The sequence below is a fragment of the Paenibacillus canaveralius genome (assembly GCF_047238265.1).
Classification (GTDB): Bacteria; Bacillota; Bacilli; order Paenibacillales; family NBRC-103111; genus Paenibacillus_F.
Genome location: NZ_JBDFMM010000001.1, coordinates 1,036,154 through 1,061,125, shown reverse-complemented (window position 1 = coordinate 1,061,125; position 24,972 = coordinate 1,036,154). Strand labels below are relative to the sequence as shown.

At 52.6% G+C, this 24,972-nt stretch carries 17 protein-coding genes, 1 pseudogene and 1 riboswitch; of the genes and pseudogenes, 4 read left to right on the top strand and 14 right to left on the bottom strand.

Features of this window, described 5'->3' with window-relative positions:
• Positions 1-136: 136 nt before the first annotated feature.
• The 5 genes from ABC395_RS04800 to ABC395_RS04780 form a co-directional block, all read right to left on the bottom strand.
• On the bottom strand, positions 137-550 hold the full coding sequence (locus ABC395_RS04800) for a YugN family protein (protein ID WP_103994626.1): 414 nt from the start codon (positions 548-550) through the stop codon (positions 137-139).
• A gap of 119 nt (positions 551-669) precedes the next feature.
• Positions 670-1,332 carry a response regulator gene (locus ABC395_RS04795; RefSeq protein ID WP_413001132.1) on the bottom strand — a complete coding sequence of 221 codons (663 nt, stop codon included), beginning with the start codon at positions 1,330-1,332 and terminating at the stop codon, positions 670-672.
• A complete protein-coding gene (locus ABC395_RS04790) occupies positions 1,329-2,366 on the bottom strand; it encodes a HAMP domain-containing sensor histidine kinase (RefSeq protein ID WP_413001130.1) in 1,038 nt (345 codons plus the stop codon). The genes ABC395_RS04795 and ABC395_RS04790 overlap by 4 nt, the downstream gene beginning before the upstream one ends.
• Positions 2,367-2,378: 12 nt before the next feature.
• A complete protein-coding gene (gene liaF, locus ABC395_RS04785) occupies positions 2,379-3,422 on the bottom strand; it encodes a cell wall-active antibiotics response protein LiaF (RefSeq protein ID WP_413001128.1) in 1,044 nt (347 codons plus the stop codon).
• Positions 3,423-3,581: 159 nt separating this feature from the next.
• On the bottom strand, positions 3,582-4,283 hold the full coding sequence (locus tag ABC395_RS04780; RefSeq protein ID WP_413001126.1) for a 3D domain-containing protein: 702 nt from the start codon (positions 4,281-4,283) through the stop codon (positions 3,582-3,584).
• 214 nt (positions 4,284-4,497) lie between these two features.
• Here ABC395_RS04780 and ABC395_RS04775 point away from each other — a divergent pair, with 214 nt between their 5' ends.
• Positions 4,498-5,994, top strand: coding sequence for a mechanosensitive ion channel (locus tag ABC395_RS04775; RefSeq protein ID WP_413001124.1), 1,497 nt, complete (start codon positions 4,498-4,500; stop codon positions 5,992-5,994).
• 284 nt (positions 5,995-6,278) lie between these two features.
• Here ABC395_RS04775 and ABC395_RS04770 read toward each other — a convergent pair whose 3' ends face one another.
• The 4 genes from ABC395_RS04770 to ytxC all read right to left on the bottom strand — a co-directional run bounded on the left by ABC395_RS04770 (position 6,279) and on the right by ytxC (position 13,006).
• The gene (locus tag ABC395_RS04770; RefSeq protein ID WP_413001122.1) at positions 6,279-8,024 is read right to left on the bottom strand and encodes a methyl-accepting chemotaxis protein; all 1,746 of its coding nucleotides are present in this window, start codon (positions 8,022-8,024) and stop codon (positions 6,279-6,281) included.
• A gap of 616 nt (positions 8,025-8,640) precedes the next feature.
• Entirely contained in the window at positions 8,641-9,501 is an 861-nt protein-coding gene (locus ABC395_RS04765; RefSeq protein WP_413001120.1) for a VOC family protein, read from the bottom strand.
• A gap of 232 nt (positions 9,502-9,733) precedes the next feature.
• Positions 9,734-11,668 carry a threonine--tRNA ligase gene (gene thrS / locus ABC395_RS04760; RefSeq protein ID WP_413001118.1) on the bottom strand — a complete coding sequence of 645 codons (1,935 nt, stop codon included), beginning with the start codon at positions 11,666-11,668 and terminating at the stop codon, positions 9,734-9,736.
• Between the two features lie 363 nt (positions 11,669-12,031).
• On the bottom strand, positions 12,032-13,006 hold the full coding sequence (ytxC, locus tag ABC395_RS04755) for a sporulation protein YtxC (protein WP_413001117.1): 975 nt from the start codon (positions 13,004-13,006) through the stop codon (positions 12,032-12,034).
• A gap of 346 nt (positions 13,007-13,352) precedes the next feature.
• On the opposite strand from ytxC, the gene ABC395_RS04750 reads away from it, so the two are divergent.
• Together ABC395_RS04750 and ABC395_RS04745 are read left to right on the top strand one after the other, a co-directional pair.
• The gene (locus tag ABC395_RS04750; RefSeq protein WP_413001115.1) at positions 13,353-14,054 is read left to right on the top strand and encodes a response regulator transcription factor; all 702 of its coding nucleotides are present in this window, start codon (positions 13,353-13,355) and stop codon (positions 14,052-14,054) included.
• Positions 14,044-15,903 (top strand): sensor histidine kinase, encoded by a 1,860-nt coding sequence (locus ABC395_RS04745; protein ID WP_413001113.1) that lies wholly within the window; start codon positions 14,044-14,046, stop codon positions 15,901-15,903. The genes ABC395_RS04750 and ABC395_RS04745 overlap by 11 nt, the downstream gene beginning before the upstream one ends.
• Positions 15,904-16,242: 339 nt before the next feature.
• On the opposite strand, the gene mqnC is transcribed toward ABC395_RS04745, so the two are convergent.
• From mqnC to metA, 4 genes and pseudogenes are all read right to left on the bottom strand, one after another.
• Positions 16,243-17,376, bottom strand: a complete 1,134-nt coding sequence (mqnC, locus tag ABC395_RS04740) for a cyclic dehypoxanthinyl futalosine synthase (RefSeq protein ID WP_413001111.1) — start codon at positions 17,374-17,376, stop codon at positions 16,243-16,245.
• Positions 17,377-17,786: 410 nt separating this feature from the next.
• A complete protein-coding gene (locus ABC395_RS04735) occupies positions 17,787-18,944 on the bottom strand; it encodes a trans-sulfuration enzyme family protein (RefSeq protein ID WP_413001109.1) in 1,158 nt (385 codons plus the stop codon).
• Positions 18,941-20,110, bottom strand: coding sequence for an aminotransferase class I/II-fold pyridoxal phosphate-dependent enzyme (locus tag ABC395_RS04730; protein ID WP_413001107.1), 1,170 nt, complete (start codon positions 20,108-20,110; stop codon positions 18,941-18,943). The genes ABC395_RS04735 and ABC395_RS04730 overlap by 4 nt, the downstream gene beginning before the upstream one ends.
• A 38-nt stretch (positions 20,111-20,148) precedes the next feature.
• Positions 20,149-21,094: pseudogene (metA, locus tag ABC395_RS04725) on the bottom strand (homoserine O-acetyltransferase MetA).
• An 85-nt stretch (positions 21,095-21,179) separates the two neighbouring features.
• A riboswitch (SAM riboswitch) is annotated at positions 21,180-21,309 on the bottom strand.
• Positions 21,310-21,821: 512 nt separating this feature from the next.
• Here metA and corA point away from each other — a divergent pair.
• Entirely contained in the window at positions 21,822-22,760 is a 939-nt protein-coding gene (gene corA / locus ABC395_RS04720) for a magnesium/cobalt transporter CorA (protein WP_103994610.1), read from the top strand.
• A gap of 94 nt (positions 22,761-22,854) precedes the next feature.
• Here the strand turns inward: corA and ABC395_RS04715 are convergent, their stop codons facing one another.
• Positions 22,855-24,858: a peptidoglycan D,D-transpeptidase FtsI family protein gene (locus ABC395_RS04715; RefSeq protein ID WP_413001105.1), complete on the bottom strand. Its 2,004-nt coding sequence runs from the start codon at positions 24,856-24,858 to the stop codon at positions 22,855-22,857.
• Positions 24,859-24,972: the final 114 nt, after the last annotated feature.

The window sequence follows — 24,972 nt, the reverse complement described above, 5'->3', positions numbered from 1 at the left end:
GTCTCTGTATTTTTATAATGGACTTCCTTCCTTAAGCAAACCTTAAAATTCAATAAAATGGAGGTAAAAAAGCCGGCTCTCCGGCCGGCATCGTGTCGATCTGGGTCCATTTAACTAAAAAAACGGGGCAAAAATGTCAGTGAAGCCACTTTTGTTCGACATCCCTCAGAAGTTTCTCGGCTTTGCCGATCCACTCGCTTTCGATCTCGGCGTCCGGATCGAGCGGAGTCTGAAACTGGTTCACCAGCGCAGAAACCGTCATCATATGGGCTTCGGGATCATTGCCTTCATTGTAGACGTGCTTTAGCACGTAAGGCGTCCCGATCTTGACCATCGCGTCCGTTTCGTCCGTATCGCCGTCCAGAGTCCCTTCCGTCACTTCGAAAGGGATGCGCAGCCACACTTTGTGCGCCTCATCCAGATAACGGTCGAACGAACCGTGATCGTATTCCCAGTTCCCGCCTAATGTAAACTCGAACGTGTGCAAATAGTCCCGGACATTGTCGAACGCTTCTACCGTTTCCTGGAGTGAGGAATTCAAAGCTTTCACAAGGCAACCTCCTCTTCATCGCGCCGCTGAATGAACACGCGCAGCCATAGGTTGCGTATCTGTGCCTTTTTTTATGAGCGGCTGGAAAAAGGGCGGCCGGGTGATACGAAGGTCCGGCGTTATGCCCCGGTGCCGGCCCAACCCTTGCGGTGGGCATAAATAGCCAGCTGCGTGCGGTCGTCCAGCTCGCACTTCATGAGCAGGTTGCTCACGTGCGTCTTCACCGTCTTGATGCTGATGTGCAGCGCCTCGGCGATTTCCTTGTTCGATTTTCCGTCGGAAATGAGGGAAAGCACTTCACGCTCGCGCGCCGTCAGCCCCTCGTCTTCCGTCTGCGCCGACCGCTGACGGAGTCCGCGGGTCAGCGCCAGCGAGACTTCCGGGTTTAAGACCGGCATGCCTGCCGCCGCCCCCTTGATCGCCTGGGCAAGCTGCTCCGAGGAGATCGTTTTGAGCACATAAGAAATCGCGCCCGCTTCTACTGCCTGAACGACCTTGTCTTCTTCCAGAAAGCTGGTCAGCATGATGATTTTAATAGAAGGAAAGCGCTGGGTAATTTCCCGGGTCGCTTCGATCCCGTTCATAACCGGCATGGTCAGATCCATTAGCATCACATCCGGAATAGCAGCGGCCTCCAGAGCCCCGAGCTTGCGCAGGGCTTCCTCCCCATTCGCCGCTTCCTCCACGACGGTAAGTTCCTCATCGAGCATAATATACGTGCGCAGACCGACCCTCACCATATCATGGTCGTCCACGATCATTACTTTTACTTGTTCTTTCACAGCGAAGCTTCCCCTTTCGGCTCTTTCACAAATTTGGGTATCCGTACACGGACTGTCGTGCCGCTCCCCGATCCGCTGAGGACCTCGGCATCTCCGCCCAGCTTCTGCGCGCGCTCGCGCATCGTGGACAAGCCGTGGGAGGCGGACGAAATCGCGCTCCGCTCGAAGCCTTTGCCGTTGTCCGCAAGCTGCAGCACGTACTGGCGCCCCGAATCGTGCAGCTTCAGCTCGATTTCCGTTGCGGAAGCGTGCTTGACGACGTTGGCCATCCCTTCCTGGATGATCAGGAACAGTTGATGCTCGATCGCCTCGGAAATCGGCTGCCCGGTCTCTACATCGAGCCGGCCCTGAAGCTCGTGAGCCCGGCAGTATTCCGGGAACCATTTCTCCAGCGCCTGCTCCAGCGTACTTCCGTCCAGCTCGATCGGACGCAGCTGGGAAATAAGCCCCCGCATCTGCTTCTGGGCGTGATGCGACATCTGGATCAGCTGCTCCATCAGTTGGGCGGCGACGTCGGGATTATGCCCGATCACCTTCGGCAGAGAGGAAGCGGACATGTGAATCGCGAAGAGTTCCTGGCTGACGGTATCATGGAGATCCCGGGCCAGCCTTCTGCGTTCCTCGACCACCGCCGTCTCGACGGAGCCGCGCTCCATCACGGAGCGCTCTTCGCCCATTTCCTGCAGCAGACGCGTCCGCTCTTCAAGTGCCCCCGCCATCTCGTTGAACGATTTGTAAACGGGATGGAACGAATCGATGGGATCGATCCGGATCCGATCCTTCAAGTTGCCTTTCGCCAGCTGAAGCATGGCGATATGCAGCACATCCACCTTGCGCTGGAAGGCGCGGGAGGCCACGAAACCGACCGCCTGCCCCAGCAGCACGGCAAAAACGGCCAGGCTGAATTTCCACCCGCCGCCTGCCGTTTCCCAAGGCATATAGAGCTGCGCAAAGCCCAGAATGCCGAGGGTCAGAAGGCTGGAGGCCAGAAAGTATAGCATAAGCTGCCATTTCATGCTCCACAGCTTTACCATGCGCCCGGCCTCCTAACCCATCTTCTTCACGACGATATCCCCGATGAACATCGATACGTGAAGATTGATTTTTTTGGCGCCTTCCTGGTAGTAAGGCGTCCGGTAATTCATCGAGCGCATAATTCCGTCCTCGCGCCGCTCCAGTACATTCATGTCGCCGATAAAAGAAGACGTCGTCACGCTGATCTCCACGTCGAGATCGCTCGGGATGAACACCTTCACATCCCCGATAAACGCCGAGATATTGATCCGCGTTTCCCCCATCGGAATGCTCGCTTTTGTCAGATCGAGTGAGGTGTCGCCGATAAAGTGCGAGATGTTAAGCGGCGTGAGCTCCCAGTAATCCTGCCCCATATACACGTCGCCGATAAAACCCGACTTGTTCTGGGGAGGGGCATAGGAATTCACATAATGGTAGTCCGGCCCGCGCTCATAAGAACTTCCCCCCGGTGGCGGTGGCGGTGGAGGAGGCGGTGCATAGCCTGCACTTACGCCGGGCTCACCGGCTTCCGGGTATACGCCGCCGTTTTTCCAGTCGGCTTTCCTGCCGCGTCTTGCCTCGCGCCTGGAGATTTTCTCCTGCCATTTACGCGCTTTTTCTTCCCATTTATCCTCCAGTTTACGTTCCCAATCGCTTCCCCAATGCCCGTTTCCGTGCCCGTGTCCGTGCCCGTGACTGTCCCGGCTTCCGCCGTATTCCGAATCATGACGGCGGGAGCTTCTCCGGCCGAAAATCATTTTGATTCCGAAAAGGATCAGGACGACCGGAATAAGAAATTGGAACATTTCCCCGAGCGAGTACGGAGTCCATCCGAGGTTCCGGGCCTGGAAAATACCGCCGATCAAAATGAGGATAAGCCCCCAGGCTCCGTCCTGCCTCCCCTTGTTGACAAGCACGTTCATCAGTCCCGCATAGATCAGAAAGAGCGGCCAAAAGGTGGAAACCATCTCCCTGAAACTCAAGGAGATAAAGCCGAGCTGCTTCAGAAAAAACAGCAGGCCGAGCGCAATCAGGAGAAAGCCCCCCGCCAATCTTCCCCACATAGAACCGTTCATGTCTAATTCCCCCGTTGAATTTCGTTTTCATGAATTAAGTGTACCTCTGTCCATCTTTTCTGAAAAGAGACAAAGGGTTGATTCCTCACTCGGTCCCGAGACCGAGAAAAAGCGCCTGCGGAAATCGCAGACGCTTCTTGTGCGGTATATGTGAAAAGTTTAGGCTTCAGGCGTATCGACAGGATTGTTTTTGAAAATTTCCTGGACGAGCTGGTTCCAGATCATCTGGGTCACTTTGCCTGTACCTTCTTTGACGACAAAGACATTCACTGTTTTCTTGCCCCATTCTTTGTAGATCTGGTCTTTCGTTTCATAATAAAGGTCAATTTTCTTGCCTTTGATGGCGCCGCCCGTATCGGCTACGATGCCGTATCCGTAACCCGGTATATACAGGACCGTTCCGATCGGGAACACTTTCGGGTCCGCCGCGATCGTCGACAGGGAATGCTCGTCCCGTCTGACCTTAATGCCGGATTTGGTAATGCCGTAATCCGGGTGCCCCGGATTTTTGCCCGTCGATTCGATTCCCGAGTAATAGCCGGTCGCTACCACCTCTACCGCCTTATACTGGGACAAATCTTGACTGGAATCGGGCATCAGCTTGTAGCTGACCTTGCGTGACTGGCTGGAAGCGGCTTGGACCTCGCCGGTTCCGTTTTGTGACTGGACGGGCTGCTCGGAAGTTTCGGGTTTCTGGCGGGATACTAATCCCGAAATCGCCGGAGCGATTTTTTTCTCGAGTGCCGCTGTATCTGTTAATCCTGTCAGACTTGTTTGATCTTGACCGCACAAGACAAGAGCGATGTTCAACATCATAACCATACTGAACCATTTGGTCGGATTGCTTGAATCAGGCAACATTTGTTCGATACCTCCCCCTACTATAAGAGTTTGTCCAATTTTAAAAGAGTTTAAACATCCGCCAATCTTTGCAAAGTAAGGTTTTCCTTGGAATACGGATTTTATGCACGCTTTAATTCCTAGTTATTTACAGTGTTTAACTTGCGGAAGGCCGGGTAAATAGGGTGGGATATGAACTCCCATCAAAAACATACAAGGAAAGGCGGATGATCGAATGGATGTAAGAAATTGGGGCGAGTGGAACTTCCTCATGATGAACGGAAATTCCATTTGGAGGCTCATAGGGGCCGTTCTTGTTCTGATCATTGGTTTATGGATAGCAGGCGCCGCTTCGAAAGCCGTCTATAAAGGACTTTTAAAAGCGAACGTGGATGCCCGCGGAAGAAAGTTTTTCCCGCCGGACAGCTCCATCAGCCGGATTGTGTCCAAGGTAGTCAAATATTTCATTATTCTCGTCACGCTGCTCGTTGTGTTAGAACTTCTTAATTTCACGAATGTGCTGAATCCGTTCGTCGGTTTCATCGCCATTATCACTTCTTACATACCACATCTGCTGGCTGCGGCACTGCTTGCGGCGGTCGCTCATATTCTCGGTTCCATGCTGAAAAGCGTCGTGTCCGGCTTCTTCGGCTCCCACACGATCAAAAGCAAAATGCCAAGTCTGGTTCATTACCGGGAAGTGGCCGGCAATATCGCCTACGCCATTGTAATCCTGCTCTTCGCACCGAGCATTCTGGCTTCGCTGCAGATTCCGGCCATTTCCGTACCGATCAGCGCGGTTATCAATATGGTCATCAGCTATCTGCCTCTGCTCGCGGGTGCCATCCTGCTTATCGTACTCGGCCATTATGTGGCCAAGTTCGTGGCCAAGCTCGCCTCTACCCTCACATCCTCGCTGAATCTGCAGCGCTGGATCGGGGCCGGCATGAACGTGTCCCAATTCGTTTACAGCATCGTGTATTTCCTGATTCTGTTCCCGATTGCGGTACAAGCGCTTAACCTCCTGCAAATCGAATCCATCCGGGTACCGGCTCAAGGCATCCTGAATCTCGTTATGGCCTGGATTCCGAAAATTCTCATTGCGGCGTTCCTGCTCTACATCGGCTACATCCTGGCCAAAATCGTCCGCAATCTCATCATTACGCTGCTTTCGCCGATGGATATCGACAGCAAGCTGAACAGCCTGATGCCGATGTTCCGCCGCAAGGCTTCCGATGCCGGAGCCGAAATGGGCGTACCGGGCAGTGTAAATCCGGCCGCATCCGTTTCCGCTCTGCCTATCACGAAGTGGATCGCGACTCTGATCGCCGTCTTCGTATTCGGCTTCTTCCTCGTCGAATCCACGAACGTGCTGGATCTTGAATTCATTTCCGCCACATTCGCCGCTCTGATGGTGATGCTGCCGAAATTTATTCTGATCGTCATCATCGTGCTGATCGGCATTATCCTTGCCGGCTTCGCGGAGCGCATGATTCGTCCGGGCAACCCGCTCAAAGGGTTTGTCCAGCCGGTTATCATCGTTCTGGCCGTTGTGATCGGTCTGACGGAAATCGGACTGGGTTCGGTCATCATCACGTCCGGTTATATGGTCGTCATGGTCGCTCTCGGCGCCGCCTTTATCATCTCCGTCGGTATCGGCAGCATTCCGGCCGTCAAGCGCTTCTGGGATAAGAAGCAGAACAGCAAGGACCACGATAACATCTCGATGTAAGGCGTACGGCAAAAAGCACCCTCCGAACGATTCGGAGGGTGCTTTTTTTGCTGCTGCGGGACGGCAGCCCGGTTTCTGACGATGTGTGTGCGGCGGCTGACGGGCAAATTTTCAAAAATAAATCGGGGAGCTGCACGCCGGATAATCATGATTCCCGGCCATAAGAGAAATGTGGATGGATCAGACATTAATGATGAAGGCCATCCTTCAATCAAGCAGATTCATCTTCTGTCGGGACAGCCTCCTTTTATCGGGTCCATCCAAAAAGCTTATCAAGCCTCCCGTTACAACTTAAACTGTGTTATTTTCTCTTGGAGCTCTTCCGCCATGCTGGATAGCACGTTTGCGGAAGATGTAATCTCTTCCATAGAAGCTAACTGCTGCTCCGTTGAGGCGGCAATATTCTGCGTTCCGCCGACCACCTCGTTGGTGACTTCCAAAATTCGGTTCATCGAGGACAGAACCTCGGAAACACGAGCCGTCATTTCTTCTTGAGCAGTGGAAACAACCTGGATATTCAGCGACACTTCATCAACCGCACCGCGAATTTCATTAAACGACGATCCCGCCTGGTTCACCAGATGGAGTCCTTCATTGACCTCTCTTGTACCCTGCTCCATGGATTGGACAGCGTTTTGAATTCCTTCCCGGATACTCTCCACATAGGACGTAATCTGCTGGGCCGAGTTGGATGACTGTTCAGCTAACTTTCTTACTTCACCTGCCACCACGGCAAATCCGCGTCCATGTTCTCCGGCGCGTGCAGCTTCTATAGAAGCATTTAAAGCGAGCATATTCGTTTGATTAGCGATTGTATTAATGACTTCTACAATTCTTCCAATGTGAAGGGCATTATCTACTAAATACTTCATGGACTCAGCGGATTGGTTCACGGTAAAACTGATAGAATTCATCTGTTTAATCACCACATCAATCGCTTGATTCCCTTCTGTGGCAAGGTTTGTCGCAATAAATACTTTATCCATAACGACCCGGGAATTGGATTCGATTTGTTCGACTTTTTCCGATATATCGTTTATGGCACGATTCGTTTGATCAATATTTCCCGCCTGTATTTCCGTGCCGGTCGCCAGCTCTTGGACGACAGCGGCTGTTTGCGTAGACGATTTTGTTGATTCTTCGGCGCTGACTGATAATTGTTCCGAGGAACTGGCCACATGTTCGACAGTGACTTGAACTTGCTCCAGGATACTGTGTAACGATTGAGCCATTTCGTTGAAACTTTCGGATAGCTGCCCCAGTTCATCATTTGAGTGGACAACCACTTTCTGTGTAAGGTCGCCTTTGCTGATCTTTTCAACACCGCTCATTAATTCTTTGATAGGATGTAATAATTTTTTCAGCCCGAAAATCTGCAGGATAATCCCGATAGCCAAAAACAACAATGAAGCGATCACTAGAGACCCAATCAATTTGTCCTGCTGCTCTGAAATTACGGATGCGTTCACGTCAATCCCAAAGACGGCGACGAGCTGCTGCTGTTCGTCGAGGACCGGAACTAATACGGTAAGCCATGATCCGATATCATCTTCGTAAATAGGCGGAATGACCGGTGCTTTCGTTTGTTTCACGGTTTGGAATGCCTTCACCATCTCAGGCGGCTGATCAAATAACACTCCGGGTTTAAGTCCAGCTTCCAATAAGTGAGTAGGGTTAGAGATGACTCTCGTTTTTGCACCCTCCACGATGTCCGGCTCGAATATGAACCCTTGCGCGACATTAGCATTACCGACTGACAATTCATCCAGTAACGACACAAGTTTTTTCTGAACGGCTGAATCTAGAGCAGGACTTGTCTTCCCTGTTTTCAAGTCTTCTACTTCAAATCTGTTCTTCCATAATGTTGCGATTCCTTTTGCCTGCTGCTCCAAACTGCCGGTAAGCGCGCGGCTCATAATAACGTAACTAATCACCGACATGATCATACACGCTATCACTATTCCCGAAATAGAAAATATCAAGTTTTTCGAAAAAAAAGTTAACGCGTATTTTTTCTTTTGTTCCCCCATAATCTCGGCTCCCTTTCTTAATGCTGGTAATGGTTTTACCAAACAAAGGGTATATTCTCGAACCTGACATAAGATTCCTTTATTCGACAACCTTCATCTTCATAAGTCCGGATTTTATGGTTCCGATTACTTATTTACTTCTTTCATGAATACTGTAAAAGATCCATCCACCCGCATATCACGGGTCTACCCTCCCCATATACTACCGGCCACTATAGCCATGCCCTGCCGCTTTCCGTCCCTTAAAACAAAAAACACACCTGATTTCGTTATAAGCGCAGACTGCTTTCGGGCAGCGGCTTTAGAAACCTTTCTGCAGTTCATTATCCGAATCAAATTAGTGTCATTTTTCTGCCTAAAGCAAATGGATTAACCCGTAAACCTATAGTTCACGACAGGCAGACACCCCCTGTAAAATACAACTCAAAAAGGACAGCCACGGCCATTGTTCAATTCCACAATTAGCCGCGGCTATCCTTATTTTTTAATGACGATGCTTCATTTCACCCTTCTGCTTAATGAACGCCGTCTCAAAGAACCTTATCCCAACGGTTCAGTCGGGATCTGCCGCCGGCTGCGCACTCTCAGACAGGATCAGGCGCACGTTGGGGCAGGGCTACTCGCGCACCGTCAGCAGCACGCCGATTCCCGAAGGATCGGTCACGAGCCATCCGTCTTCCCGGGCCGCGGCGTCCACGTTTCCTGCCCGGAGGCGGGCCAGAATCCGTTCCAGCTCCCCGTTATCGGGCAGCTCAACGGCAAACCAGCGGATGCCGGCGGCATGGGCGGGTGCGGGCGGCGCACCAGCGCCTGCCCATGTGTTCAGCCCGATGTGGTGGTGATAGCCGCCGGCCGCCACGAAGAGAGCCGCCGGACCGAAACGGAGCGTGATCTCAAACCCGAGCAGGCCGCAGTAGAAGGCTTCCGCCGCCCGCAAATCCGTCACATGGAAATGTACGTGACCGATTTTCGTCCCCGCGGCCATTCCGCTCCACGGCTCCTCCCCGGCAAGCTCCAGCAGGCTTTCCCAGTCCACCGGATCGGTCGCCATCACGTAATGGCCGTTCGCATCCTTCCGCCACGTCTCGCGGGGACGGTCGGCATAAATTTCAATGCCGTTGCCGTCCGGATCGTCCAGATAGAGGGCTTCGCTCACGAGATGATCCCCCTGGCCGACCTCGATGCCGCCGCGGATCAGGCTGCGCAGCGCGAATCCCAGCTCTTTACGGCCGGGTACAAGAATCGCGAAGTGATACAGACCGGCATACCCGCGTTTCGGTGCTTTAGCGGCACCCGGTAACTCTTCCAGAATAACAAGCGGCTTCTTGCCGTCCGCCGTCAGTTCGGCGAAAGCTCCGCTGCGTTTCAGCAGTTTAAGTCCGATCACGTCCTGATAAAACGGAAGAGACCGTTCCAGGCTGCCGACCTTAATATGCACATAACCGATTTCGGTTCGGGGGTCGATAACAGACGTCATAAGAGTCACCCTCATTTCAACATTAGTTAGTAAACCGCAAAGAACGAGTCAAAATATATTTAGTTACTTTTTGTAAGTAATTATAGTTTAATTACTCCTTAATGTCCAATAACAAAAAAACAGGGAGAGCCTCTATTGAGGTTCCCCCTGTTTTAACGGTTCTATAAATGCTTTGTTCAGAAAACCGGCGCTCCGGTCGTTCGCCTCTACGGCGCATATGGCAGCCGCCTGCTTATCTGGACTTGTTAGCGACATCCTCTTGGATGAGGCCCACAACGTGCGCCAGGCTGTGAACGCCCAGGTCGCCTTCGCCGCGCTTGCGGACGGACAAGGTGCCGGAGTTCATTTCGTTCTCGCCCACAACGAGCATGTACGGCGTCTTCTCCAGCTGTGCCTCGCGGATCTTGTAACCGAGCTTCTCGTTGCGGTTGTCCGATTCCGCGCGGATTCCGGCCGCGAGCAGCTTCTCCGTCACATCGTTGGCATACGCCTCGTAAGACGGCGATACCGGAATGACTTTGGCCTGTACCGGCATCAGCCAGGTCGGCAGAGCTCCGGCGTAGTTTTCCAGCAGGAACGCCGTCATCCGTTCCATCGTGGAAATAATACCGCGGTGGATAACGACCGGACGGTGCTTCTGGCCGTCTTCGCCGATATATTCAAGCTCGAAACGCTCCGGCAGCAGGAAGTCCAGCTGAACGGTGGACAGCGTTTCTTCTTTCTTCAGCGCCGTGCGGATCTGTACGTCCAGCTTCGGACCGTAGAAAGCCGCTTCCCCTTCCGCTTCGTAGAACGGCAGGTTCATTTCTTCCACAACCTCGCGGAGCATGCGCTGGGACATTTCCCACATTTCGTCGTTCGGGAAATATTTCTCCGTATCCTTCGGATCGCGGTAGGACAGACGGAAACGGTAATCCTTGATGCCGAAATCTTCGTACACATGACGGATCAGGTTGATGACGCGGGCGAATTCTTCCTTGATCTGATCGGGACGGCAGAAAATATGCGCGTCGTTCAGCGTCATCGCGCGTACGCGGTGCAGGCCGGTCAGAGCGCCGGACATCTCGTAGCGGTGCATGGTGCCGAGCTCCGCAATACGGACCGGCAGCTCGCGATAGCTGCGCATGTCGCTCTTGTACACCATCATGTGATGCGGGCAGTTCATCGGACGGAGGACGAGCTCCTCGTTGTCCATGACCATTTTCGGGAACATGTCTTCATGGTAGTGATCCCAGTGGCCGCTTGTTTTGTACAGCTCCACGTTAGCCAGGACAGGCGTGTACACGTGCTGGTAACCCAGGCGCTCTTCGAGATCGACGATATAGCGCTCCATAACGCGGCGTACTTTAGCGCCGGCAGGAAGCCAGATCGGCAGACCCTGGCCGACTTCCTTGGAGAACGTAAACATTTTCAGCTCGCGTCCCAGCTTGCGGTGGTCGCGCTTCTTTGCTTCTTCAAGCAGATGCAGATGCTCGTCCAGCTCCGCTTTCTTCGGGAATGCGGTGCCGTAAATACGCTGGAGCATCTTGTTTTTGGAATCCCCGCGCCAGTATGCGCCGGCAACGCTCAGCAGCTTGAATGCTTTGATTTTGCCCGTGGAAGGCAGGTGAGGACCGCGGCAGAGGTCAAAAAACTCGCCCTGATCGTAAATGGTCAGCACGGAGTCTTCCGGCAGATCGCGAATCAGCTCCAGCTTCAGCGGATCGCCAAGCTCCTCGAAAATCGCGATCGCTTCTTCACGGCTCACGACACGGCGGACGATCGGCAGGTTTTCCTGTACGATCTTCGCCATTTCCTTCTCGATCTTCGTCAGATCTTCCGGTGTCAGCGGATTTTCGATATCGATGTCGTAGTAGAATCCGTCTTCGATGACCGGTCCGATCCCCAGCTTCACGGCCTTATCGCCATACAGGCGTTTGATCGCCTGGGCCATCAGGTGGGCGGTGCTGTGGCGCAGCACCTCGACTCCCTCTTCGGAGTCCATCGTTACGATTTTAAGTTCGGCATCCTCTTCGATCGGGGAGTTCAGATCAACCTGGCGGCCGTTTACGACGCCGATTACCGCGTTCTTTTTGAGCCCGGTGGAAATGGATTCCGCTACCTGCTCGACCGTTGTACCCGGTGCATATTCTCTCACGGAACCGTCCGGAAAAGTTAGTTTAATCATGATTTGTCAGCTCCTCAGCTCTATAAATTTCATAAAAAGAGCGCAAAAAAGCACACACATCCCGAAAGGGACGAGTGCGCTCGACTCGTGGTTCCACCCTCATTCGATTCATCGCTTAAGATTAAGCGGACGAATCCTCATTCAGCATCCGGTAACGGGGATGAATCGGCCAAGCTTACTTCCGGTCCGGACATCCTGCGTCCGCTCTTGTTCGGTTTCCGCTTTGCGGCTCTCGAAGGGGTAAACATACCGTAAATCTGCAGGGGATTTCAGCCGGGTCCCCATTCTCTGGCGGCAGTGTTACAAGCTGTCCGTGTCTTCGGTCAAAGCCTTTGATTCCCTAATTATAAGCCTGCCGCGGAATCAGGTCAAGGGGGACGGAGACCCGCTGTCCGAGTTTCCCGCCAGCTTCGTGCGGCATATGCCGCAGTAGGAGCAGATAGTCGCGCGGGACTCGAAAATCTGCATAATCGTCCGGATAACGGGCAATTCCGGCTCACGCGTGTGAATATAAATCGTCGCGGGAGATACCGAAATAAGCGTGGAGACGATCATATCCTCGAAGCTGATATCTTTCTCGATCATTTCCAATGTAAAAGACGCTTCCATCTTACTGGTGTCGATCGGCTGCATGTTCTCATCCAGAATCGTAAATTCGGCGCCTTCCTTATGTATCAAATGAGCTGCTGCCGTCTTCGTTTCCTGGATATAGACGAAATACTGGAGCAGAGAAATAAATTCCTGATACTGCTGGTCCATCACGTATTCGTCGATGGCGTATTCGACGACCTCTTTCAGCTCCTCCATATATTCCTGAAGCCGGAACGTGATAAAGCCCGGCAGGTTCACCGGCTGCCCTTCCAGCAGCAGAGCTTTCAAGGGCTCGCTGATTTTGCCCGCCCGGAGCTTCATGCCGTCGATAGGTCCCCAGTCCAGATAATCGTCAAGGCCGTATTCGGCGGCGGCAGCCTCGCCCTCTTCCTCCCCGTTCAGGAATTGGCGGCAGTAGCGGCCGATTTTCGCCGCTTCTTCAGGCTCTTTATAATGAAAGGTATTTACCAGCAGCTTACGAATCAGCCTCTCCTCTTCACCCTCCACGATCTGCTCGGCGGCTGCCTCGGCAGCGGCTTCGATAACGGCATCGGGCCTTGCCTGCTGCTTTTTGCCGCCTGCCGCTCCCTCTATCCGAAGTATCGTGCAGTGTTCCAAATCGTCGCGGACGACCCGGGCCGGGTTTCCTTCCTGATTCAGAAGCGCTAGGCGGCTTTCGATCCGGCTTTGCAGCGCAGAAATATCAAACACGGCGGAATTGTTGAATACAAACTGTACGAAAGACATGGGCTCACTCCTTCCTGACGCTGAATTCCTTCTAAAAGTATATGGTCGGCCGGAGGCGGATATACAACCAACTCTTGACATGTCCGAAGGCCGGGCAATTCAGGAAATCAAAGCCGATCTTAAACATTCCTTAAGAAATTCGGCGCGGTTTTGTTAAGAACAACCTTCTATAATAATCTCTATAAAAAGCTTGATGATGGAGGTGCCGCTCCTTTGCGAACGGAATTGCCAACCCCGTCTTCCTGTGCTAACGTCACAATAGCCCGTTTTCATAATGGAATATAAGGGAACGCAGGCCCGTTACGTAACGGCTTCCGTTTTCCGTCATACAAAGGAGCGCATGGTTATGGGAAAAGAAACGATTCTGATCGTGGACAATGAAAAAGAGATCGTGGAGCTCATCCGTATTTATTTAACCAACGAGGGGTATGAAACGGTTTCGGCCGGAGACGGCCTGGAAGCCTTGGATGTGCTGAAAAGCAGGGAGGTCGATCTGATTATCCTTGACATCATGATGCCCCGTATGGACGGCGTCCAGGCGTGTCTGGAAATCCGCAGGGAGAAAAACATGCCTATCCTGATGCTCTCCGCAAAAAGCGAGGATATGGACAAAATTCTCGGATTAACCGCCGGGGCGGACGATTATTTGACGAAACCGTTTAATCCGCTCGAGCTGATGGCACGGGTGAAATCCCAACTGCGCCGGTATAAAAGATTAAACGCCCCCATGCCATCCGAAACGCCTGCACACCGTATCGAGCTGGACGATCTCGTCATTGATACGGCTACGCATGAAGTTCATGTGGAGGGACGGCCGGTCAAGCTGACTCCCCGGGAATTTTCCATTCTGGAGCTTCTTGGCCGCAACCGCGGAATCGTTTTCAGTACGGAACGGATTTATGAAACGGTTTGGAATACCCCGTACTTCGAATCAGACAACACCGTCATGGTACACATCCGCAAAATCCGGGAAAAAGTGGAGAGCAATCCGAGGCAGCCGAAATATATCAAAACCGTTTGGGGGGTAGGCTACAAAATTGAAACCTAATCGAAAAAGGAGATTCGGAAAGCTGTGGGGGCTGCTGGTGCGCGGCATCGTGCGTCCCGTTATATTGTGCAAGCAAAAAGTGATGCGCAGCCTGCGAATGCAGCTTATTCTCGCATTCGCTCTGTGCATAGGCGTTGCGGCTGCCGCCGGGGGCCTGGTAGCCGAGGTTACCGAATCGGCGCGCACGGGAGCGACCGTCTCTTATATTCAAGATAAAGAAATTACGGCAAACCAGGTTTACCGTCTTGCGGAACGTCTTGAACGGATTCAACAGTACGGCGGCGATGCCGGCAGGTATCCCTCCGTAAAAGACGAACCGGACCGGAAAGACTTGCCGAGCTCCGAACGGGAGGTTCAAGATCCCAAGGAGCCCGACAGTATCGGCACCGGCACCGGCACTGGCACCGATACCGGCTCCGGAACGGACCCGCAAGCGGGCCCGGGAAGCTCCTCCGTTTCCGCCGCGCCGAAATCGGACGCCCCGTCCCGGGCGCCGGAATCCGCCGTCCCGGACGGATCGGGTCCCAGCGGCAAAGCGGCTGCGGAGCCCCCCCGCCCGGGCGCCGCGGGAACGGACGGCACAAAAACTCCGGCAGCGGACAATCCCGCCGGTCAGCCGGCGCCCTCCTTTTTCCCGGTAAATCCGGCGGATATTCAGTCTCTTCTGGACGAGGAAACCGACAGACCCGGAAGAAAGTCGCTCTATATTATCGACACATCCGGTAAGGTGCTTTACAGAACAAAAGGAAGCGGAGAAAGCCGGTTCGATATCCCGCAGCTCATCGGCAGCGCCATGGAAACGGAAGGAACGTACCCGGATAATAAGGAAGGCCGCGAATTCACGTTTATGTACCCGGTTACCTTGAACGGATCCCAGTCGTATCTGGTCGCCAAGGCGATTCCGGAAGCTCAGATTTCTTATTACGAGCAGGATACTTCTCTGCCTGTGATCGCCGGAATCGCTACCTTCCTGGGACTCTTCTACTGGATTACCCGGCGGAAAATGCAGATTATCGAAGAAATGGCACAGGGTCTTGTCCAGATGTCTCAAGGCAATCTTGCTCACCGGGTTCCCGAAAGAAGCCGTGACGAACTCGGCGTGCTCGCCGGGCATATGAACTCCATGGCTTTCGATCTTGAGCATTCTCTGGAAGAAGAACGTAAGTCCCAGCGTTTGAAGAATGAATTGATCACCAATGTTTCTCACGACCTCCGCACGCCGCTCACGCTCATTATCGGCTATCTCCGGCTCTTGAAGGATAAGGAGTATAAAGACGAGGAGCAGGCATCGAACTATATGCAAATCGCTTACGGGCGTGCGGAAAAACTTAAAATTCTCATCGACGATCTGTTCGAATTCAGCCGGATGACGAACGAAGGCGTGCCGCTTGCCAAAAAGTCGGTTTGCGTAAACGATCTGATCTATCAGCTTTCGGAAGAATACATTACGATCGCGGAGCAGAACGGCCTCTCTCTACGCCTCGTACTCCCGCCTATGCGGCTGTTCGTCTCCATGGATCCCGACCAGATGATTCGCGTCTTCGAAAACCTGCTTACGAATGCGGTTAAATACAGCTCCAAACCCGGCACCATCGAGGTAATCGTCCGGGAAGAGGACCAGGATGTCAAAGTGACGGTGATCAATGAAAGTACCGTTTTGGAGACGGCGGAGCTGGACCGCCTGTTTGACCGGTTTTATCGGATGGATACCGCCCGTTCTTCCGATACAGGCGGTTCCGGGCTGGGACTTGCCATCGCCCGCAGCATCGTGGAGGCACATGGCGGCCGCATCTGGGCGGAGAGCCGAGGCAGCTCGATTATGTTCCATGTGAAACTTCAGAGGTATTGAGTCGGCAGCAGGCGGCGGTCAGATGTTTGAGAATCGCGGCAAAATGGAAGACACCGAAGCCAGTTCCGCGAGAACGTACACGTTGTGACGGCATCCGGTAACTCCTATGGAGGGACTCGTCAGGCCAAGAGCTTAATTGGAAGCTGCACACCGGAGACGCAATCCGCCTCCGCCTCCCAGCATATCCGGCAAACAAGCGGCTGCCATTATGGTTTCGTTTTCTGGAATGCGATGCCCGCCGTGCTGCTGTAAGCAAAACAAAGAAACCCGGAAGCCGTTCAGAACGGTTTTCCGGGTTTCTCTTTGTTTTTTGCAAAAAAACTTCTATGTTCGAATCGATTAATTCTGCATGATGAAATCTTTTTCAACGACCGTATCCTCGTCGTATACGCGAAGGATCTCATACTTCGTATTGCGCTGAGCAGGAATCTTGCCTGCGGCACGGATCAATTCCAGCGTGGAGGAAATGTTCACTTTATGTGTAGTGCCCGCGGCCGAAACGACATTCTCTTCGATCATCGTGCTTCCGAAGTCATTGCAGCCGTAATGCAGCGACTGGCGGCCGATTTCAGGCCCCATTGTAACCCAGGAAGACTGGAAGTTCGGAATGTTGTCGAGCATGATTCGGGAAATGGCCAGCATTTTCAGGTATTCTTCCGGCTTCGTTTTCTCTACGCGCAGATTCGTGTTGTCCGGCTGTACCGGCCACAGGATGAAGGCCAGAAAGCCCAGCGAATCATAGCCGTTCTGGATGCATTTGTCCTGCGCTTCTCTTACGCGGAGCAGGTGCATCGCGCGCTCTTCCATCGTCTCGCCGAAACCGTAAACCATCGTAGCCGATGTATTCATGCCCAGACGGTGAGCCGTTTCCATGGCATCCATCCAGTCGCGCCAGGAGCCTTTTTTCTTGGAAATTTTCATCCGGATGCGGTCGTCCAAAATTTCCGCGCCTCCGCCGGGCAGAGAATCCAGCCCCGCGTCACGCAGCTGACGGATGACTTCTTCAAGCGAAAGGCCGTCCGACACATCTTTCATTTTCCAGATCTCCGCCGGAGAGAAAGAGTGCATCGTAATATCGAAGCGCTGCTTGATTTCGCGCAGCAGATCCGTATAGTAGCTGAACGGCAGATCCGGGTTCGTGCCGCCCTGCATCAGAATCTCGGTTCCGCCCACATCGAGCGTCTCCTGGATTTTGCGGAAAATATCCTCGTTCCGAAGTACGTATCCTTCCGTAGAACCGGGAGCTCTATAGAATGCACAAAATCTGCAATAAACGTCACAAACGTTCGTGTAGTTGATGTTGCGGCCCACTACAAACGTGGTGATCGGTTCAGGATGGTGCCTCAGCATAATTTGGTTAGCGACATGACCCATTTTCTCGATCTGGTCGGATTCGAGCAGTGTGACACACTCTTCCAGATCAATTCGTCCGCCTGCAAGGGATTTATCCAAAATGCGGTCGATCGGATTCATGGCATTCACTCCTTTCTGACTTCCGCACACGAATTTAGGTATGAATTCGCGGCTCACGATATACTATGTGAAAAAAGTTACATGTACAAAAAAACATTATCACCATTGTAACATAACGCCCCAAATCCGGCTACGGGAAAAATAGGCCTTTCGCCTGTCTTTCAGACTTGTCTGCCTCTAAAATGTCCGGTTCGATCAGAACTCTGCGCAGGCATCCGTCAAACGACTCCCTGCTGCTTGACCGTTTTATATGGACGCATGGAAGCCAGGTTTTTCTGTTCCCGTTATTTTCGCGGATGCCGCCATCCCTTCCGGCCTTCCCAATAAAAAAACAAGTGAAGAGGCGCCCGTCCGTTGAGAACCGACAGGCCTTCTTTCACTTGCTTCCCTCGGACTCTCAGACAGCCGCTCTATCCCTGCAGATGAGATAAAGCCGCGTCCAGGTCCGCTATAATATCGTCGATGTCTTCCAACCCGACGGAATAACGCACGAGCCCGTCCGTAATTCCCCGCTCCAGCCGCACCTCGCGCGACATCGCGGCATGGGACATCATCGCCGGATAGGACAGGATGCTCTCGACAGCACCCAGTGAAACGGCGACCAGCGGGATCTTGACCTCGCTCAGCAGCTTCCTGGCGCGCTCGCCCCCGTTCACGTCGAACGAGACGACGGCGCCGTAGCCGCTCGACTGCTTCTCGTGAATCTCGCGGCCCGGATGGCCTTTCAGGCCCGGATAGTACACGGCCTCGACGGCCGGATGACTGTCCAGCCATTCGGCGAGACGGCGCGCGTTCTGCTCGGAGCCTTCCATGCGCACTTTCAGCGTCTTCATGCCGCGCATAAGCAGCCAGCTGTCCTGCGGGCCGAGTACGTTGCCGAGGCCGTTCTGGATCTGCTTCATGCGGCGGCCGAGGCTGTCGTTGGCTACAACGGCCAAGCCCGCCAGCACGTCGCTGTGGCCGCTCAGGAACTTCGTGGCGCTGTGCAGCACGATATCGACCCCCTGCTCGATCGGACGCTGGTGGTAAGGCGTCATGAACGAATTGTCGAGCATCGTCAGCAGCCCGTTTTCTTTCGCCCATGCGCAGATGACCGAGACATCCGTAATCTTGAGCGTCGGATTGGACGGCGTCTCCAGGAAGACGGCCTTCGTGTTCGGCTTCAGCGCCGCCTTGACTTTCTCCGGATCCGTCATATCGACGAACGTCGTCTCGATATTCATCCGTGTCAGAATCGCGGTGAGCAGCCTGTATGTTCCCCCGTATACATCTTCCGTACAAATCACATGGTCGCCGCTCGACAGCAGGAAGAAGGCCGATGAGATGGCCGCCATTCCCGAAGCGAACGCGAATCCCCGCGCTCCGCCTTCCAGCAGGGCGATATAGTCTTCCAGCGCCTGACGGGTCGGGTTTCCCGAACGGGAATAGTCGAATTCGGGAGGATTATCCAGCGAGAAATGATGAAAGGTAGATGCCTGATAAATCGGAACGCTGGAAGCGCCCGTCGTTTTATCGATTTCCCCGCCGAAATGAATGATTTTCGTGCCTAGCTTTTTATCGGTACTCACGCCTGATTGTCTCCTTCCACCTCTGCCTGTGCCTGTTCCAACGCCTGCGCCAGGTCGGTAATAAGATCGTCCACATGCTCGATGCCGACCGAAAAACGCAGCAGCCGGTCGTCGACGCCCACTTTTTCCCGGATTTCCAGCGGAATATCGGCGTGCGTCTGAACGGCCGGGTACGTCATAAGCGACTCCACTCCGCCCAGGCTTTCCGCGAATGCAATAAGCTTAACGTGCCTCAGAATCGGTTCCACTAAACGCGCATCGGTCACTTTAAAGGAGAAAATACCCGTGTTTCCGGACGACTGTCTGTTCTGGATCGCATAACCCGGATGGGACTCCAGCGCCGGATAATACACATCGGTTACAAGCGGATGCCACTGCAGATAACGGGCGATCGTCGTCGCGTTATGCTCGTGCCGCTCCATGCGCAGGGCGAGTGTTTTCATCCCTCTCATGAGCAGCCAGCTGTCCTGCGGACCGAGCACGGCGCCGATGGAATTATGCAGGAACGCCATTTTCTCGGAAAGCTCCTGCCCTTTGGTCACGATCAGACCGGCCAGCACATCATTGTGTCCGCCTAAATATTTACTCGCGCTGTGAATGACGATATCCGCGCCAAGCTCAATGGGACGCTGGAGATAAGGAGTAAGCAGCGTGTTGTCCACGATGGAGAGAATATCCTTGCTCTTGGCCCAGCCGCAGACGAGCTTCAAGTCCGTCACCATCATGAGCGGATTGGTCGGCGTTTCGATCAGAATCGCTTTCGTGTTCGGGCGGTAAGCCTCTTCCAGCGCTTCGACGTCGTTCGTGTCCACATAGGAAGCGCTCACGCCGAAGCGGGACATGATCTGCTCCAGCAGACGGTATGTACCGCCGTAAAGATCCAAAGACACGATCAGATGATCACCCTGGCAGAACAGCGTGAAAACGGTCTGGAGTGCCGCCATGCCCGAGGAACAGGCAAAGCCGGCGTCTCCGGATTCCAGATCGGCAATCGCGTCCTCCAGCACACTGCGGGTCGGGCTTTTCGTGCGGGCATAATCGAATCCGGTGCTTTCTCCCAGACGCGGGTGGCGGAACGCCGTTGACTGGTATACGGGGAAGCTCACCGCTCCGGTCACAGGTTCGGAAACCGAACCGATTTGGGCCAATCGACTTTCGATGTTCATGCGTGGAATCTCTCCTTTAAGGTATCATTCGTTCTATACTATAGACAGGCACTAAGCGCGCTGAGTTCACGTCCCGCATTAAGATCATACGGTGTTTCCTGGTAAACGTAATAGTTCAGCCAGTTGGAGAAAAGAAGATTCGCATGCGCTCTCCACGTGATCATCGGCTTCTTGCTCGGATCATCGCTCGGATAATAATTTTTCGGAATTTCCACGTCCATGCCTTTATTGACGTCACGGTCGTATTCCCATTTCAATGTCAGCGGATCGTATTCGGAGTGCCCCGTCACGAAAATTTGCTTGCCGTCTCTCGTCGCCACGATGTAGATACCGGCTTCTTCCGATTCCGACAAAATAACGAGCCGCTCATCCTTTTCGATATCTTCGCGGCGCACTTCCGTATGCCTCGACTGGGGAACGAAGAAAAATTCGTCGAACCCGCGGAGCAGCTTCACGTTCTCTTCCGAGATCGTATGCGGGAAAACACCGAACACTTTTTTGTCCACCGTGTACTTCGGCACGTCGAAATGATGATAAAGTCCGGCCTGCGAGGCCCAGCATATATGAAGCGTCGATGTTACGTTGTCTACGCTCCAGTCCATGATGTTCTTCAGCTCATCCCAGTAATGAACATCCTCAAACTCCATTTGCTCAACGGGTGCCCCGGTAATGATCATTCCGTCGAATCTTTCGTCTTTGATATCTTCAAACGTTTTATAAAACATCTCCAGGTGCTCGGGAGAAGTGTTTTTGGAAGTATGGGTTTTAGGGTGCAGCAGGACAAATTCGACCTGAAGAGCCGTATTGGACAGAAGACGCAGCAGCTCGAGTTTCCGTCGTTTCCTTCGTCGGCATCAGATTCAGAATCGCAATCCGCAGCGGGCGGATATCTTGATGGTAGGCAACCGTCTCATCCATCGCAAAAATATTCTCTTGGTTCAGCACTTCTTTGGCCGGAAGATTATCGGGTATTTTAATCGGCATCGGTCATTCCTCCTCGAAAGAAATTAAAACAGGCCTCTCTCAAAAAGTTGAGAAAGGCCTGTTCATCCCTATGCAACATGCTCCTCTCTCATCTCCCAGAAGCCGTTATTCATACGGCTCCCGCAAGAATTAGCACCGTGCATTGCCCCTCGGGGGTTACAATGTCGGTTGCCGGGTATCATCGGGCCAGTCCCTCCACCTACTCTTGATAAGAAAGTTTATTCAGTTATCTCCTATCTTAAAGGTTACCGGGCAAATGTCAAGTGCTTTTTGAAAAGTTGCACATAATAAATTTACTAAGGAAAAAGTTATGCCTTTTATGCGTTTGCCCCTTCCGGCCCCCTCGCGGCGCCGCAACACGGTGTTCTCTCTGGCGTAGTCCGTATCGCGGATGAACCATCCAGGCTGTTTTTCCCATCATTTGCCCGCACCTCAAACCCTTCCTCCGCATAGGATAAAAAATCCCCGGCCCGCGGGGATTAGCAGGAGAAAAGTACCAGAGTTTGATGCTTGAATCGTGGAAAATGTAGGTATATACTAGACAAGTATTCGACACGGAATGATAAAGGGGGGAACATACGGATGGACGGGGACCGACCGAGAAGTAGACGCTTTACCCGGTACGATCAAAATCGAATAGCAGCGAACCGGGGCCGGCACTCCAGCGTCCGTAGTTTCCCTATGGACCGGAGTGCTGTGCGCCGTTTCGCATAAAGAGGTGAAACGGATGAAAACACGCCTGGTACACAAGGGCGCTTTTACGCTGGTTGAAGATATTCACGAAGCGCTGACACCACCCGAATCCGGCTTTTATTGGATCGATGCGGATGTGGACGATCTGGAGCAATTGCAGCCGCTCTTCCATCTTCACGATCTGGCCGTAGAGGATTGTCTCAGCGAAGAAGAACAGCGGCCCAAAATTGAAATTTACGACACGCACTATTTTATTGTCATTAACAGCATCCGGTTTGATGATGAAGAAATCTTTCTTCGCGCACTCAATATTTTTCTGGGCAGGCATTTCATCATTACCGTTACGAGACAGAAAATCCAGGAGCTCCGAGCCATCAAGCCCTTTCTCTGGGATGAAGAGGTTAACAGTCCCGACCGCTTCCTGTACCATCTGGTTGACCTTGTCGTTGACAACTACGTCATTGTCGGGGACCGGATCGAGGACAAAATCGAGAAGCTTGAAGAAGATATCCTGATGCACACGAAAAAATCCCATCTGAACGAGATCATCGGTCTCCGCGGGGAAATTTTGTGGCTGAAAAAGATGCTTGTGCCGCAGCGTGACGTCGTTGCGACGCTTAACCGCAAAGAATTGAAGCTGATCGATAACCAGCTGCAAAAATATTTCGGCGACATTCACGAAAATGCCGTCAAAATCGTCGATACCTTCGATACGCTCCGCGATCTCATGGGCAACTTACGAGAAGCTTACCAGTCCAGCGTAGCGAACCGTGCGAACGAAATCATGCGTATTTTTACCGCATTGACCACGATTTTCATGCCTCTGACCTTCATCACCGGTATTTTCGGAATGAACTTTAACGACATTCTCGGTCTGCTGACCGTACCTTACGCGGATTTATTCATTTTCGGATTTATGGGTGTGCTCGGGTTATGTATGTTCCTACTCTTCCGTAAAAAAGGGTGGATTTGACTATGCAGAATGACGACGTTGACCTAACAAAGCATCGGCTTCCATGTTCTTGAACAAGAACGAAATGGAAGCCGATGCTATTTTTGTGCCGTTTTTATTTTTTAGGGGTGCTGAGTCCGCCGATATGCTGGTCGTAAGCCTCAAAAATCTTAGCCGCAATGGGAGCTGCACCGTAACGGCCGTAACCGCCTTCCGGCACGACAACAGCCACCGCCAGTTTAGGATTTTGAACGGGCGCAAAGGAAATGAGCACCGCATTATCGACCGTCCCGCCCGAAACCTGCTGCGTCGAGGTACCCGTTTTACGCGCCACGGGGAACGGCAGTTTGTCGATGCCCTCCGCTCCGCTTTTCATCCCGTTAATGACGGTATCCCAATAGACTTTGGGAAGATCGACTTTATTCAGAATCTCAGGTTCATAACCTTTGACGGCCTTGCCGTCGGCAGGGTCAAGGATCTCTTCGACGAACTGCGGTTTTATCCGCTTACCGCGGCTTCCGAGAGTAGCTGCAAGCTGGGTAAGCTGAAGCGTGGTATACTTGCCGTTTTGACCCCATGATGCAAAAACCATCGCCGATTGATAACTGCTCGTTTTTGCGGCCGCATCGATTTCCGACATACCGTCATATTCCCACGGGAGGCCGCTTCCTGTTGTGACCCCGAGTCCAAATTCAGCCACCTGCTTTTCCCAGGCTTCGCCCGATTTGCGCTGATATTTATTATAAAACGGAATTCCAATTTTAGCAGACATGTAAGTGTTCGACGAAACTTCTATCGCTCTTGTAGGAGAAATCATACCTGTATAGTGATTATCCGAGTTACGCACCGTACTGTTATCCTTCCCGTAAACAAAAGGAGCGTTATCATTGTAATAACTTCCCGGGGTGATTAGCCCTTCCTTTAAACCTATCAAAATACTGAGCGGCTTAATGGTCGACCCCAAATAAAGAATTGAAGAAGGGTGGCGCTTCTGCTGGTCATCCGGAAAGTTCGGCGGTGAGTTGCGGATAGTACCGTTGTTGACGAATTGTTTAACTTGCGGATAAATTTTCGGATCCATCCCACCCGTCCACAAATTCGTATCATAGTCCGGCATGGATGCCATAGCGACAACCTTGCCCGTCTCGACTTCCATCGCTACCGCGTAACCAGAACGGGCATAAGGGGCGGCAAACCTTGCATATGCGGATGGAGGGTTATGCAGCCATTTCAGCTGGTCTATGATCGCCTGCTGGGCGGCAAGCTGCACGTTGGTATCGATCGTCAGCCGGAGATTCTTCCCTTTCTCGGGCTTTTCCAACGTCCCGTTGCCGACAATTTTACCGGCCGCGTTTACCGGATAACTTTTCTTACCGGGCTTTCCGCGGAGTTCATCCTGATACATCATCTCCAGCCCGTCAAAGCCTACCGTCTCCCGAAGCAGATAACCGTCCTCCACCCGGCTCTTATAAAAATTAAGATTTGCGGTATCGTCGTATTTTTTCAGATAGCCTACAAGCTGGGCGGCGATCCTCCGCTGATCGTAGACCCGGATGCTCTCTTCGACAACCTCGACGCCGTGAAGTTCGTCCCGGTGGGATAGAAGATAAGCAACCTCTTCCTTGTTTAAGTTGGCCTTTATTCTTCTGGGCTCTTTATAAGGCGTTTTGGGCTTGAGCTTTTGTTTGTTGATGTCGAAGTCCAGATCCATAGCTTTCATGATATCTTCCATAGTCATTTTCGGTAGATTTTTGTCGCCAAGCTCACCCAGAATCTTCTCGAGCTTTTTGGCTGTCTCAATGATCGGATCCTGATTTTTGGTACCGCCCTCGACACGGAAATACAGCGATTCCGTGGAATTGGAAGTCGCAATCGGTACGCCGTCTCTACTCAATATATTGCCGCGTATGGGAGGAATGGCAGTATCCGTATTCATCCCGTTCGTTTTTGCGATCTGAAGTTCGGGTCCTTTAACGAATTGAAGGTAGGAAAGTTTAACGATAAGCACACAAAACAGGGCGAAAGTAGCGAAGAAAAAAATATTGATCCGGAGCGTAAAATGAATGCGTTTGTCCGCTTCTCTTTTGGCGGGGTCCTGCTCGGTATAAGGCGATTTCATAAGCCAGCCCTCTCTCACAATCTATACGTTCAAGTGTAGCAAAACCATCCTTTATTTACAATTGAACGGAGCCTTCGGGCTGGTTACAAAAAGGTTAAGATTTAAGGTGAGGGC

Excerpts from the sequence above, each read along its gene's own strand:
- ABC395_RS04790 (WP_413001130.1), bottom strand. The coding sequence starts at position 2,366 with ATGGTAAAGCTGTGGAGCATGAAATGGCAGCTTATGCTATACTTTCTG.
- liaF (WP_413001128.1), bottom strand. The coding sequence starts at position 3,422 with ATGAACGGTTCTATGTGGGGAAGATTGGCGGGGGGCTTTCTCCTGATT.
- ABC395_RS04780 (WP_413001126.1), bottom strand. The coding sequence starts at position 4,283 with ATGTTGCCTGATTCAAGCAATCCGACCAAATGGTTCAGTATGGTTATG.
- ABC395_RS04775 (WP_413001124.1), top strand. The coding sequence starts at position 4,498 with ATGGATGTAAGAAATTGGGGCGAGTGGAACTTCCTCATGATGAACGGA.
- ABC395_RS04770 (WP_413001122.1), bottom strand. The coding sequence starts at position 8,024 with ATGGGGGAACAAAAGAAAAAATACGCGTTAACTTTTTTTTCGAAAAAC.
- ABC395_RS04765 (WP_413001120.1), bottom strand. The coding sequence starts at position 9,501 with ATGACGTCTGTTATCGACCCCCGAACCGAAATCGGTTATGTGCATATT.
- thrS (WP_413001118.1), bottom strand. The coding sequence starts at position 11,668 with ATGATTAAACTAACTTTTCCGGACGGTTCCGTGAGAGAATATGCACCG.
- ytxC (WP_413001117.1), bottom strand. The coding sequence starts at position 13,006 with ATGTCTTTCGTACAGTTTGTATTCAACAATTCCGCCGTGTTTGATATT.
- ABC395_RS04750 (WP_413001115.1), top strand. The coding sequence starts at position 13,353 with ATGGGAAAAGAAACGATTCTGATCGTGGACAATGAAAAAGAGATCGTG.
- mqnC (WP_413001111.1), bottom strand. The coding sequence starts at position 17,376 with ATGAATCCGATCGACCGCATTTTGGATAAATCCCTTGCAGGCGGACGA.
- ABC395_RS04730 (WP_413001107.1), bottom strand. The coding sequence starts at position 20,110 with ATGAACATCGAAAGTCGATTGGCCCAAATCGGTTCGGTTTCCGAACCT.
- corA (WP_103994610.1), top strand. The coding sequence starts at position 21,822 with ATGAAAACACGCCTGGTACACAAGGGCGCTTTTACGCTGGTTGAAGAT.
- ABC395_RS04715 (WP_413001105.1), bottom strand. The coding sequence starts at position 24,858 with ATGAAATCGCCTTATACCGAGCAGGACCCCGCCAAAAGAGAAGCGGAC.